This is a genomic window from Flavobacterium degerlachei (assembly GCF_900106645.1).
In the GTDB taxonomy this organism is placed as follows: Bacteria; Bacteroidota; Bacteroidia; order Flavobacteriales; family Flavobacteriaceae; genus Flavobacterium; species Flavobacterium degerlachei.
Genome location: NZ_FNMV01000008.1, coordinates 139,947 through 152,551, shown reverse-complemented (window position 1 = coordinate 152,551; position 12,605 = coordinate 139,947). Strand labels below are relative to the sequence as shown.

Below are 12,605 nucleotides of genomic sequence, written 5' to 3'. Positions count from 1 at the left end.
GATATGGAATTGAATGGTTTGATAAACATTTTAGATTCTCATTGAATTTTTTTTTTAAATAGGCTTGTAAATAGTTACTGTTTATTTTTTAAATACATAAAGTAAAGACCTAATATAATAGTAATGATTATAAAATTAATGTTTTCTAAAACTGTACAGAACTCAAAGGAAGTACTAAACTTCATCAAAGAATTCAATTCTGATTTAGGTACTGTTTTTGGTAATGGGGATAGAAACATTATTAAACTTTTTGACCTTGATGGAAAAACAGTTAACATAAAATCGTTTAAAGTGCCGCACCTGATCAATAAAGTAGTTTACAAAAATTTCAGAAAATCAAAAGCGCGCCGTTCCTATGAATATGCAACCCTACTATTAGAAAAAGGAATTGGAACACCAGAACCAATTGCTTTTCTTGAAAAATTCAATTGGGTTGGTTTGCAAGACAGCTACTATGCAAGTGAACATCTTGATGCCGAATTAACGTTTAGAGAACTTGTTGAAATTCCTGATTATCCTGATCACGAGAATATTTTGCGACAATTCACACGTTTTTCATTTGATCTACACGAAAAAGGGATTGAGTTCATGGATCATTCTCCAGGGAATACCTTAATCAAAAAAGTATCTGAAAATCAATATCAATTTTTTCTTGTTGACCTAAACAGGATGAACTTTCATGAAACAATGGATTTTGAAATGCGGATGAAAAACTTAAGTAGGCTTACGCCAAAAAAGGAAATGATTACAATAATGAGTGACGAGTATGCTAAACTTTATTCCAAAAACAGCTCAGAGATTTTAGATAAAATGTGGGAAGCAACTAGCGATTTTCAAACGGCTTTTGCTAAAAAGCATAAAATGAAAAAGAAATTAAAATTCTGGAAGGCTTAATTTTTTAGCTTCATTCTTTTTAATTCCTGAAAACGGATATAAACACTGAAAGCATTTAAATAGCAAATTATAATTCCCTTTTTACCGTCTAGGATTCCCAACCTCAGTAGATATTGATTGATGAATTGGAAGGAAGGGCGGAGGTAGAAATGGAAAAAATGGGGTTTTGTACCTTTTATAAACTCCTCACTGGCTTTCAGTTTGCCATAGCGGGTCATTTTTTCTTTATAACTAAAATAGTCCGTATAGGAATAATGAATTAAACGGTTATTTAATTTTCCAATATCTCCAACAGTATTAAGCTTTTCATGAACCGTTTTTTGAAGAGAGTAAGTAGTATTTTCTTTTCTGAAAAGACGGATGATTTTGTCGGTTTGCCAGCCGCTAAAATGCAATTTCTCATTGGCAAACATAAAAGTACGCTTGAAATAATAGGAGTTAAATTCCGCTTTATTTTGAATTGTCTGGATAATTTCATCTTTAAGAGCCGGAGTCAATCTTTCATCGGCATCTAAAAACAAAATCCAAGTCCCTTTAGCTAAACTTAGAGCGTAATTTCGTTGAAGAGCATAATTCTCAAATACATGTTGGCTCACTTTTACATTGCTAAACGATTGCGCTATTTCAACGGTTTTGTCAGTGCTAAAAGAGTCGATAACCAGAATTTCATCTGCGAAATCTAAATCCTGCAAAAGCTGTTTTATATTGTGCTCCTCATTGTAAGTAATGATTAGCGCACTCAAATGTATGTCAGTTGGAACGGATTCTGTGCTTTTAACCTTTTCCATTGGAATTATTTTCAATTAAAAAGGAAACTAATTTGTCTTCAAATAAACTAGACTCAAATTCTTGATACAATTCAAGCGCATTATTTTTGAGCTCTTTTTCTGTTTTTAAAGTGAATAATTCAGGTTTGTAATCATTAAGATGTACGGATTGATTCACGACTCCATCGTCAAAAGTGGCCCATATCTTTTTCTCAATCCAAGGTGAAAAAATAGTAAAGGAAGGTTTGTTTAAGGCTTTTGCCATATTAATTGCGCCTCCATCATTACCAATTATAAAATCGCATTGATTCATAATGGCAATAAAACCCCGTAAATCATTACCTAATAAATCAAAATATATTTTCTTTTGAGTTGAAGGAGTACAATAATTAAAAATGGTTCTTGCTTCTTCAATTTGCTTTGGAAAATAATTAAAAAGAATATTGACATCGCTATTATCGGCAATAGTGTCCACGATTTTTGCCATATATTCCAGTGGGTAGGTTTTTAGCTTTTCACTTCCTAAAAGGCTAATCATAACCGTTTTCCGATTGTCTTTAACTTGATGTTTTTCAAAAAGTGCTTTCGCAAGCTGATTTTCTTCTTTGGTCACAAAGAGTTTGGGAACAGGATCAATTTTAATATCGAGATTGAGTGGTTCTAATAAAGACAGTCTTCTTTCTATGGCTAGGCCTAAGTTGGTTTTTGGAAAAGCTTCAAATGGAACGGAGTCAGTATATAAAAAAGTACGGCCCTTTTTTTTGTATGATATTTTTCTTTTGGCAGCACTGAGAATCACTAGAAGCCAACTCTCTAATTTAGAATAGGCGTCGATTAAAAGATCATATTTTTCAGCTCTGATTTGGAGTGCTAAATTAAGAAGCTCCTTTTTACTTTCTATGTGTTTTTTTTCGAAAAGAATGATATTATCAATGCTTGTATTACCTTCTAATACAGGAGTTGTCGATTCATAGACTAAATAATCGATCTGAGCATTGGGGTAGGCTAGCCTAAGGTTATTGCATATAATGCTGCTAACCAAGACATCGCCAATCATTTTTTGTTGTATAACTAGTATCTTCATAAATAAAAAAACCTCCCTTTTTAAGGGAGGAATATACAATAATATTTTAAAGTAAAATAAATTTAAACTGCTACGTCATATTCACGTAAAGCGTTATTCAAAGATGTTTTTAAATCGGTAGAAGGTTTGCGTGTTCCAATGATTAATGCACATGGAACTTGAAATTCACCAGCTGCGAATTTTTTAGTATAACTTCCAGGAATTACTACAGAACGTGCCGGAACAAATCCTTTCATTTGAACCGGAGTTTCACCAGTAACATCAATGATTTTTGTAGATGCTGTCAAACAAACATTAGCACCAAGAACTGCTTCTTTACCAACATGAACTCCTTCAACAACGATACAACGAGAACCTATAAAAGCACCGTCTTCAATGATTACTGGAGCAGCTTGAAGAGGTTCAAGAACACCACCAATACCAACACCACCACTTAAATGTACGTTCTTACCAATTTGAGCACAACTACCTACTGTTGCCCAAGTATCTACCATAGTTCCTTCGTCAACATATGCACCAATGTTTACGTAACTTGGCATCATAATTACACCACTTGAGATATAAGCACCGTAACGAGCAATTGCACCAGGAACTACTCGAATTCCTTTTTCGGCATAATCTCTTTTTAACAACATTTTATCATGGTATTCGAAAATACCAGCTTCTACTGTTTCCATTTTTTGGATAGGGAAGTACATAACTACTGCTTTCTTAACCCATTCGTTTACTTGCCATCCGTCCCCAACTGGTTCAGCAACACGTAATTTTCCTGAGTCTAATAATTCAATAACTTCTCTAATTGCATTAGTAGTTGTTTCTTCTTGTAACAAAGCTCTGTTTTCCCAAGCCTGTTCTATAATAGTCTGTAATGGATTCATTTTAGATGATTTTTACGCAAATATAATTCGATTTTTTAGAAAAGGGAAGCGTTTTCGCAATAGTAACATATTTGTTTTTTTTGTTCTAAAAATAACATGATGATTTTTTTTGTGTGTTTGTCTGTAGGGTTGGGAAAAATTTAAGTTTACAAATAGTAACTTTAATTAAAGAAATAGCAATAGTTTGCTAATCTGTAATTGCATTAGGAAAGTTAATTCTTTATGTATCTTTGCAAAATAAATAAAAAAACATGGCTCGAATTCTCTCTATAGATTACGGACAAAAACGGACAGGTATTGCCGTGACTGATGAAATGCAAATCATAGCTTCAGGCTTGACGACTATTCCTAGTGCAACTGCCATTCCTTTCCTGAAAGATTATTTTTCGAAAGAAAAAGTCGAAGCTGTAATTATTGGTGAACCTAAACAGATGAATGGGCAGCCCTCAGAAAGTGCCTCTATAATTAAGGGGTTTGTAACTCATTTTTCGAATCATTTTCCGGATATGAAAGTCATTAGAATGGACGAACGTTTTACTTCTAAGATGGCATTTCAATCTATGATAGATAGTGGACTTAGTAAAAAGCAACGTCAAAATAAAGCGCTTATTGACGAAATTTCGGCAACAATAATGCTTCAGGATTATTTGAATCGGAAGACATTTTAAGGCATCATTTTTAATGATGTACAGAGTGAAAACGTTTTCGTAAAATCTAACTTTTCAAGGTGTATTTATTGTTTTTTTTGCGATTTTAAAAAAGTATCTTTGCACTTTAAATTTTATTGCTATGCCTGACACAACCATTCGTTCAAATACTGAAGTAGTACTTATAGGAGCCGGAATTATGAGCGCCACTTTGGGCTTGATTCTAAAAGAACTACAACCCGATTTAAAAATTGAAATTTTCGAAAGATTAGATATCGCAGCTGCTGAAAGTTCTGATGCTTGGAATAATGCAGGAACTGGACACTCTGCCTTCTGTGAACTTAATTATACTCCTGAAAGTGCTGACGGATCAGTTGACCCTAAGAAAGCAATCAGTATCGCTGAATCTTTTGAAGTATCACGTCAATTTTGGGCTTATTTAGTAGAACAAAAGAAAGTGCCTTCTCCTGAGAATTTTATAAAAAGCATTCCTCATATGAGTTTTGTATGGGGAGATAAAAATGTTGCATATCTTAAGAAAAGATTTGATGCTTTACAGCAAAATCAGCTTTTCAAAGATATGGTATATAGCACTGATTTTTCTCAAATGAAAGAATGGATGCCCTTAGTTATGGAAGGTAGAGATGCCTCACAGAATATGGCTGCTACTTATATGGCAATGGGGACTGATGTGAATTTTGGAGAATTGACCAGAAGTATCTTTAATTATTTAGATACATTGGATGGCGTAACAATTCATTACCATCACGAAGTTCAAAAAATGAAACAACGTGAGGATAAGTCTTGGAGAATAAAAATTACTGATTTGGCTTCAGGCCAAAAAAGGAAAGTATATAGTAAATTTGTGTTTATTGGTGCAGGAGGTGGCTCTTTGCCATTACTAGAAAAAGCTGATGTTCCAGAAGGTGAAGGTTTTGGTGGTTTTCCGGTTAGCGGACAATGGTTAAAATGTATAAACCCTGAAGTTATTGCTCAGCATAAAGCTAAGGTATATGGAAAAGCAAGTGTAGGCGCTCCGCCAATGTCAGTTCCTCACATAGATTCTAGAATGATTAACGGTGAAAAACAATTGTTATTTGGTCCGTTTGCAGGCTTTTCAACTCGTTTTTTGAAAAACGGTTCGTATTCTGATTTACCATTTTCGATTACCACGGATAATATTTTACCAATGATTTCTGCCGGTATTAAAAACATTCCATTAACCAAATATTTGATTGATCAAGTACGTCAATCAACAGAAGATAGAATTAACGCCTTACGCGAATATGTTCCAAATGCTAAGTCAGAAGACTGGGTAATTGAAAGAGCGGGACAAAGGGTACAAGTAATTAAAAAAGACGAAAAAGAAGGTGGAATATTAGAATTTGGTACAGAAGTTATCACAACTGCTGATGGAACGATGGCGGTTTTGCTAGGCGCTTCTCCTGGCGCGTCAACCGCTGTTTCCATTATGGTAGACTTAGTGGGAAGATGTTTCAAAGAAGAAACTAAAACTGATGAATGGCAGAAAAAGTTCAAAGAAATGATTCCTTCTTATGGACAAAAGCTAAATGAAAACGCTGCATTATCAGATGAAATAAGAAAACATACGACAGCAGTATTAAAATTATAGAATTGTAAAATTCAGATGAAATCCCGGCATTAGTTCGGGATTTTTTTGTTTAGGATTGGGCCTGCATCAATATTTTAGTAGTTTTCACTATGTTTTCAGACAGGTTTGTCAGCCAAATCAATTGCTCAATTACCAATTGTGACTCTTGCATTTTTAACTGATAAGCTTCTTCGTCTATACCATTTACTTGTTTTAAATCTCTGGCGCGAATATTTTTCAACTCAGTAAATCGCTTTCCTATTTCTTCAGTACTATTGTCTTTTGGTTCGGCTTCATCTTCTTTTAAAAGCAGCATTGCATTTTCTAAATTTTGAATTACATTGCTAATTACAACGTTAAATGCTTCGGATGCTTCAGTAGTTTTGTGCGACTGAATATAAGTTCCCAAGGAGGCAGCTGAAGACAGCAATGTATGATTAAGTACGGTTAACTTGTAAACTTGAGGTAGTTTGTTTTGTTTCGATTTTGGTTCTTGGATCATCCTTTGAAAAGAAGCCATTAGATTACCAATTTCTACGAATGCTTCTTTTCTAGCTAAACGATACGAGGTAGAAATATCTCCTTTTTTATTATAAAGTAGTGATATCTGCTGCAAATATTTTCGATTCGCATCAATCGATTTTTCTAGATAAACAGGAATATTCAAAAATTCCCAAGAAGGCCATAAAAAGTAATTGGCTAAAAACGATAAACTTGCTCCAACAAGGGTGTCTAATACCCTATACTGTATGACATCTTCTATATTTGGGGTTAATATTCCATAAATGAAAATCACATAAACAGTGATAAAAGTAGCTCCAATTTTGTAATTGGAAGGTGTAAATGAAAAGCCAAAAAGCATCGCAATAATAGCTAATGCTCCAATTATGGAAGAATCGTGAATTACCGAAAGAATTCCAAAAGCGATAAAGCCACCAAGAATAGTTCCGAAGATTCTATGAAAGGTACGTTGTTTAGTCAGGCCATATCCTTGGCGCATAATAACGACAATAGTCAGTACAATCCAATAGTCATTTTGGAAAGGAAGTAGTTGGCTAATAATAAATCCTATTACAAGGGTAATTGTTAATCGAAGAGAGTGCCTGAAAACAGTAGACGAAAAACTAAAGTTTTCAATCATCGTGCTTAAAGGATAGTATTGTGTTGATATGAATTTTTCTAAATCCTTATCCCTTCCTTTGAAATCATTTGAAATTACAGATGAGGTATATGCACGCTCCAGAATTTTAATTGTGTCGACTTGCTTTTCGGCATAATTCAACATGGTTTTTAGCATAAATACTCCTTCAGATGCGCGAGCCTTATCCATATCTATTTCGTAGTCTTCAATAGCCAATTCCAATTCCTTTAAATCGTTGTCTAAATTGTGTTTAGAAACGTATTTGGTTCTGTCTTGGATACTTTTGGACAACTGTTTTAAATGGGTTGCAAGGTGGTAGGCTAAATTTTGGTAGGTGTTTAAAACCTTTGGATAATTGTCAAATTTCTGGTGTAGTTTATTATGGTCGAATGAGGTAGAAACCGCTAATTCCATTATTTCCACTAAAGAGATAAAGATCATTAGCATTTTTCTATTCTGATTAGAAGAACCGGAGACAGTTCGATTTCTGATAAGAACTTCTCTTATGTTTTCATGTATTGTGTTCAACTGCACCTGTAAATGCAATTGTTTTTTAGTGATAGCTTTTCTATCTGAATTAACTTTCCATAGATCCCCTCTTAATTTTAAGTATTTAGAAGTTAGTTGGATACACTCCGATATTTGTAGTTCAACATACCTATGCGGCCTGACATAATAGAAAATCAGTGAAACCAAAAGGTAGAACAAACCTCCAGACATAATTAAACCTGAATATTGTACTATTTCCCATCCAGTTTGTAAATGGGCAAATGCCAAGGAAATAGAAAGCAATGCCGAAAATGAAACCATGGTTGCCCTCTGTCCATAAACCGAAATCATGGATAAGAAAAAAATCAATAACGTCAGTATCGGATAAAAGATGAGCGGATACGGATGAATTAAGTTTATAATTAAATTGACACTGGCAACAATAAGAACAGCAACTAGTATCCCATTAATCTTGTGTTTTAAGTTACTAGGTATATCACTGGGATAAGTAAAAAAGGCACCAAGTGCGATTGTAAAACCAATTCGAAAATGGCCTAAATAAGAAAACAATAAAACAGGAACGACCGCAGATATAGTTACCTTTAGGGCATTCGTGAAATAAGTACTGTCTGCAAATTGCTTGATCTTAGAAATCATAGGGAATAGATTACTCGCAAATATAAGAATTGTAGTATTTACCCAATGAGAAACAGCATTGATTTATGTGTAAAATATAAATAAAAACTATTTATCAATCAGGAATTATTCATTCTCTAAATTTTTACTATTTTTGCCAACCGTATTTAAAGAATGAAGTTTCTGAATTTATGGTTGATAATACTTAATACAAAAACAATGATTTTACCAATTGTAGGATATGGACATCCCGTTTTGAGAAAGGTAGGGGAGGATGTTACAGAAGAGCACCCGGACTTAAAAGAGACGATCACTAATATGTACGAAACGATGTATAACGCTTACGGAGTAGGTCTTGCCGCTCCACAAGTAGGAAAGGCTCTTCGTTTATTTGTAATCGACACTACACCCTTTAGCGAGGATGAAGATTTGGAAGCTAGTAAACAACAAGAATTAAAAGGCTTTAAAAGAACCTTTATCAACGCAAAAATGTTGAAAGAAGAAGGTGAAGAATGGTGCTTTAATGAAGGATGTTTGAGTATTCCAGATGTTCGTGAGGACGTTTACAGAAATCCAAAAATCACAATTGAGTATTGTGAAGAGGATTTTGTAATGAAAACGGAAGTTTTTGAAGGATTAATAGCTAGAGTTATTCAGCATGAATACGATCATATTGAAGGAATCTTATTTACAGATAAGATCTCATCACTTAAAAAACGCTTGATTCAGAAGAAGTTAAAAAACATTACTGAAGGCAAAACATTTCAAGATTATAGAATGAGATTTATTGCCAAAAAAGGAAGGTAAATAAATTCTAAAATGTTTACCTTGGTATGGTTCTTGGACTTTGTCAAAAAAATATAATACAAATAGAATTCTTAATTATAAGTAAAATAGCATGAATTTAGAAAAAATATTAGCGATTTCAGGGAAACCAGGTTTATACATACTTAAAGTACAAACACGTAGTGGTTTTGTTGCGGAATCATTAGCAGATGGAAAAAAAATCACTGTAAACTTAAAAAGTAATGTGAGTTTGTTATCTGAGATTTCAGTTTATACTTACGAAGGTGAACAACCTTTAGCAGAAATAATGAAAAGAATTGCTGCAAAAGAAAGTAATGGTCCAGCAATTTCGCATAAATCAGATAACGCTACATTGGCAGCTTATTTTAAAGAAATTTTAGCTGATTACGATGAAGAAAGAGTATATCCTTCAGACATTAAGAAAATTTTAAACTGGTACAATATGATCCAGGCTAAAGGTCTTGTTGTTGATGAGGTAGCAGCTGAAGAAAATGTTGCAGCTGAAACTCCTGCTGAAGCAGAAGTAGTTGCTGAAAAACCAAAAAAAGAAAAAAAGATTGTAGAATAATTTATTCTCAAAATTTATAAAGAAATCCTGTGATCTACTTTTTTAGATTTCAGGATTTCTTATTTTTACACAAAACCATTTTCAATGAATACTAGACAAACTCAACTTAAGGCTTTCGAAAGACTACTAGATATCATGGATGATCTTCGTGAGAAATGTCCATGGGATAAAAAGCAAACCATGCAAACACTTAGGCATCTTACTATTGAAGAAACCTATGAGTTAGGTGACGCCATCTTGGATAATGATTTGAATGAAGTAAAGAAAGAATTGGGCGATTTAATGTTGCATCTTGTTTTTTATGCTAAGATAGGAAGCGAAACAAATGATTTTGATATTGCTGATGTCTGCAACGAAATCTGTGATAAGCTAATTCACCGTCATCCACATATTTATAGCGATACTGTTGTAAAGGACGAAGAAGAGGTAAAACAGAATTGGGAAAAATTAAAACTAAAAGAAGGTAGAAAATCGGTTCTTGAAGGTGTGCCCAAGAGTTTGCCTGCATTAGTAAAAGCAAGCCGAATTCAGGATAAAGTAAAAGGTGTAGGTTTTGATTGGGAAGAATCACATCAGGTTTGGGATAAAGTTCAAGAGGAGTTACAGGAATTACAAGTTGAGGTAGCCGCTGGTGATCAAGATAAAATGGAAGCCGAGTTTGGTGATGTGTTATTTTCAATGATTAATTATGCTCGTTTCCTAAATATTAATCCAGAAGATGCTTTAGAACGTACCAATAAAAAATTCATTAAGCGTTTTCAATATTTAGAAAGCAAAGCTGGAGAACTTGGTAAACCTTTAATGGATATGACCCTTGCTGAGATGGATATTTTCTGGGAAGAAGCAAAGAAATTATAATTGCATTTTAGCTTGAAGCAAAAAACATAAAATACAAGTCAACAGCATATAACTATGTCGGAAAATAAAACGGAGCTAAAACGCTCTTTAGGATTAATTGATGCTACTAGTTTAGTAGCAGGTTCCATGATAGGTTCCGGAATTTTTATTGTAACGTCGGCCATGGCAAGGGACATAGGTTCTGCAGCTTGGTTATTGGTAATTTGGTTAGTTACAGGTTTAATAACTGTTGCAGCGGCATTGAGTTATGGAGAATTAGCAGGAATGATGCCTAATGCTGGCGGACAATTTGTTTATATTCAACGTGCGTATGGGAGGTTAGTTTCCTTTCTCTATGGATGGACCGTTTTTACAGTGATTCAGACAGGAGTTATTGCGGCAATTGCGGTAACATTTGCTAGTTATGCTGCCATATTTTTTCCGGTATTAGACGATACACTGTTCAAAATAGGAACTGGTTTTGTATTTACGAATAGTAAATTATTGGCTATTTTAAGTATTATTCTGCTTACTTATATTAATACACAAGGGGTTAAAAGCGGAAAAATAGTGCAACTAATATTGACTTCGGCTAAGTTGATCGCTTTATTTGCTTTGATCATTTTAGGGATATATGTAGGACTTAAAACAGACGTTTTGGCAAATAACTTTGCTAATATGTGGGACGCGAGTAAAACGGTGCTTAATCCTGACGGAACGGTAACCGTTACAAAATTGGCTGGAACGGCATTGTTAGGAGCTGCTGCAGCGACAATGATTAACTCCTTATTCTCAAGTGATGCCTGGAACAATGTTACTTTTATTGCTGGAGAAATTAAAGAGCCAAAAAAGAATATTCCTAGAAGTTTATTCTTAGGAACATTAATCGTAACTATTATTTATGTGTTGGCTAACATAGCTTATTTAGCCTTACTACCAATGCAGGGGACGCCAGGAGCAACTTCTGTTTTTGATGGCGGAATTATGTTTGCAAATAACGATAGAGTTGGAGCAGCTGCCGCAGGTATGATTATGGGTAATGTTAGTGTTTTTGTAATGGCAGCGCTAATTATGGTGTCTACTTTTGGTGCTAATAGCGGACTAATTCTTTCAGGAGGTAGATTGTTTTACGCTATGGCAAAAGATGGTTTGTTTTTTAAACAAGCAACAGAATTAAATAAAAATCAAGTTCCGGCCAAAGCGCTATGGGTACAATGTATTTGGGCTTGTGTCTTAGGAATTTCGGGTAAATTTGGGGACTTGTTGACGTATGCCACTTTTGCCTCTTTACTGTTTTATATCTTAACAATCATTGGTGTATTTATATTAAGAAAAAAAGAACCTAATACAGAGAGACCTTATAAAGCTTTTGGGTATCCACTTGTTCCAGCGCTTTATATCGTAGTTACCGTGGGCATTTGCATTACTTTATTGATTTATGATACTTTCAATACAGGATTGGGTCTTGGTATTGTAGCTCTAGGAATTCCGGTTTATTATTTTGTTATGAATAAAAAGTAATAGTAACTATTTAGCAATCCTTTTCAACTGACTGATGTCCTTAAGTGTGATTTTCTTGCCTACTAATTCAATCATTCCTAATTTTTTAAAATCAGACAACAAGCGAATACAGCTTTCAGTGGCAGTACCAATCATACTAGCTAGTTCATCCCTTGAAAGTTGAATTTGTAATGAATTATCCTCGTTTACACCAAAAGTACTATGCAAGTGAAGTAGTGTTTCGGCTAATCTTTCCTTAACAGATTTTTGAGCCATATCAACCATATGGCCATCAGCTTCTTTCAGGTCACCGCAAATGTTTTTCATTACATTCATGGAAAATTGATTGTTCTTGTCGAAGAAACCCATTACCTCAGTTTTAGGAATAAAACATACTTCCATATCATCAAGTGCAACGGCGCTTAAGTTTACCGCTTCTTCACTTATTAGGGAACGCTGGCCTAACAATTCTCCTTTTGAAACAAGCTTAACAATATGATCCTTTCCGTTTGGACTTAATTTCGTGAGTTTGCATACTCCTTTTTTAATGCAGAATATTCCATTTACATTTTCTCCTTCTTGAAAAATCACTTCTCCTTTTTTAATGGTGTGTGAAGTTTTACAATCAGCTAGTTTCAGTAACTCATCTTTGTTTAGCGCTTTTAGGGAGCTAAATTCTCTAACGATACATTGTTCGCATTTACTCATCTTGAAAAAGGTTTGTTAGTTTCGTAAAATTACGGTT

12 protein-coding genes are annotated in these 12,605 nt (G+C 34.1%); 7 read left to right on the top strand and 5 right to left on the bottom strand.

From position 1 onward, the window contains the following. The first annotated feature begins 123 nt into the window (after positions 1-123). Entirely contained in the window at positions 124-894 is a 771-nt protein-coding gene (locus BLV91_RS09810; RefSeq protein WP_245709653.1) for a PhoP regulatory network YrbL family protein, read from the top strand. On the opposite strand, the gene BLV91_RS09805 is transcribed toward BLV91_RS09810, so the two are convergent. From BLV91_RS09805 to BLV91_RS09795, 3 genes are all read right to left on the bottom strand, one after another. After that, positions 891-1,682: a glycosyltransferase family 2 protein gene (locus tag BLV91_RS09805; protein ID WP_091432556.1), complete on the bottom strand. Its 792-nt coding sequence runs from the start codon at positions 1,680-1,682 to the stop codon at positions 891-893. The genes BLV91_RS09810 and BLV91_RS09805 overlap by 4 nt on opposite strands. Then, positions 1,669-2,745, bottom strand: a complete 1,077-nt coding sequence (locus BLV91_RS09800) for a glycosyltransferase family 9 protein (RefSeq protein WP_245709650.1) — start codon at positions 2,743-2,745, stop codon at positions 1,669-1,671. Before BLV91_RS09800 ends, BLV91_RS09805 begins: the two co-directional genes overlap by 14 nt. A 62-nt stretch (positions 2,746-2,807) precedes the next feature. After that, on the bottom strand, positions 2,808-3,623 hold the full coding sequence (locus BLV91_RS09795; protein WP_091432420.1) for a 2,3,4,5-tetrahydropyridine-2,6-dicarboxylate N-succinyltransferase: 816 nt from the start codon (positions 3,621-3,623) through the stop codon (positions 2,808-2,810). Positions 3,624-3,874: 251 nt separating this feature from the next. Here BLV91_RS09795 and ruvX point away from each other — a divergent pair, with 251 nt between their 5' ends. After that, on the top strand, positions 3,875-4,291 hold the full coding sequence (ruvX, locus tag BLV91_RS09790; protein WP_091432417.1) for a Holliday junction resolvase RuvX: 417 nt from the start codon (positions 3,875-3,877) through the stop codon (positions 4,289-4,291). Positions 4,292-4,412: 121 nt separating this feature from the next. Next, entirely contained in the window at positions 4,413-5,903 is a 1,491-nt protein-coding gene (locus BLV91_RS09785; RefSeq protein ID WP_091432414.1) for a malate:quinone oxidoreductase, read from the top strand. A gap of 49 nt (positions 5,904-5,952) precedes the next feature. Here BLV91_RS09785 and BLV91_RS09780 read toward each other — a convergent pair whose 3' ends face one another. Then, positions 5,953-8,169, bottom strand: a complete 2,217-nt coding sequence (locus BLV91_RS09780) for an FUSC family protein (protein WP_091432410.1) — start codon at positions 8,167-8,169, stop codon at positions 5,953-5,955. A 198-nt stretch (positions 8,170-8,367) separates the two neighbouring features. Between BLV91_RS09780 and def the strand changes: the two genes are divergently transcribed. The 4 genes from def to BLV91_RS09760 all read left to right on the top strand — a co-directional run bounded on the left by def (position 8,368) and on the right by BLV91_RS09760 (position 11,881). Then, on the top strand, positions 8,368-8,955 hold the full coding sequence (def, locus tag BLV91_RS09775; protein ID WP_091432552.1) for a peptide deformylase: 588 nt from the start codon (positions 8,368-8,370) through the stop codon (positions 8,953-8,955). Between the two features lie 91 nt (positions 8,956-9,046). Then, complete coding sequence (locus BLV91_RS09770) at positions 9,047-9,523, top strand: DUF5606 family protein (RefSeq protein WP_091432407.1); 477 nt, start codon at positions 9,047-9,049, stop codon at positions 9,521-9,523. A gap of 84 nt (positions 9,524-9,607) precedes the next feature. Continuing rightward, complete coding sequence (mazG, locus tag BLV91_RS09765) at positions 9,608-10,381, top strand: nucleoside triphosphate pyrophosphohydrolase (RefSeq protein WP_091432403.1); 774 nt, start codon at positions 9,608-9,610, stop codon at positions 10,379-10,381. Positions 10,382-10,435: 54 nt separating this feature from the next. Then, positions 10,436-11,881 carry an APC family permease gene (locus BLV91_RS09760; protein WP_091432400.1) on the top strand — a complete coding sequence of 482 codons (1,446 nt, stop codon included), beginning with the start codon at positions 10,436-10,438 and terminating at the stop codon, positions 11,879-11,881. A gap of 6 nt (positions 11,882-11,887) precedes the next feature. On the opposite strand, the gene BLV91_RS09755 is transcribed toward BLV91_RS09760, so the two are convergent. Further along, a complete protein-coding gene (locus BLV91_RS09755; protein WP_091432396.1) occupies positions 11,888-12,568 on the bottom strand; it encodes a Crp/Fnr family transcriptional regulator in 681 nt (226 codons plus the stop codon). Positions 12,569-12,605 lie beyond the last annotated feature (37 nt).

What these genes read in the sequence shown, in the direction of transcription:
- BLV91_RS09795 (WP_091432420.1), bottom strand. Translation starts at nt 3,623, where the DNA reads ATGAATCCATTACAGACTATTATAGAACAGGCTTGGGAAAACAGAGCT.
- ruvX (WP_091432417.1), top strand. Translation starts at nt 3,875, where the DNA reads ATGGCTCGAATTCTCTCTATAGATTACGGACAAAAACGGACAGGTATT.
- BLV91_RS09780 (WP_091432410.1), bottom strand. Translation starts at nt 8,169, where the DNA reads ATGATTTCTAAGATCAAGCAATTTGCAGACAGTACTTATTTCACGAAT.
- BLV91_RS09770 (WP_091432407.1), top strand. Translation starts at nt 9,047, where the DNA reads ATGAATTTAGAAAAAATATTAGCGATTTCAGGGAAACCAGGTTTATAC.
- BLV91_RS09810 (WP_245709653.1), top strand. Translation starts at nt 124, where the DNA reads ATGATTATAAAATTAATGTTTTCTAAAACTGTACAGAACTCAAAGGAA.
- BLV91_RS09755 (WP_091432396.1), bottom strand. Translation starts at nt 12,568, where the DNA reads ATGAGTAAATGCGAACAATGTATCGTTAGAGAATTTAGCTCCCTAAAA.
- BLV91_RS09800 (WP_245709650.1), bottom strand. Translation starts at nt 2,745, where the DNA reads ATGAAGATACTAGTTATACAACAAAAAATGATTGGCGATGTCTTGGTT.
- BLV91_RS09760 (WP_091432400.1), top strand. Translation starts at nt 10,436, where the DNA reads ATGTCGGAAAATAAAACGGAGCTAAAACGCTCTTTAGGATTAATTGAT.
- def (WP_091432552.1), top strand. Translation starts at nt 8,368, where the DNA reads ATGATTTTACCAATTGTAGGATATGGACATCCCGTTTTGAGAAAGGTA.
- BLV91_RS09805 (WP_091432556.1), bottom strand. Translation starts at nt 1,682, where the DNA reads ATGGAAAAGGTTAAAAGCACAGAATCCGTTCCAACTGACATACATTTG.
- mazG (WP_091432403.1), top strand. Translation starts at nt 9,608, where the DNA reads ATGAATACTAGACAAACTCAACTTAAGGCTTTCGAAAGACTACTAGAT.
- BLV91_RS09785 (WP_091432414.1), top strand. Translation starts at nt 4,413, where the DNA reads ATGCCTGACACAACCATTCGTTCAAATACTGAAGTAGTACTTATAGGA.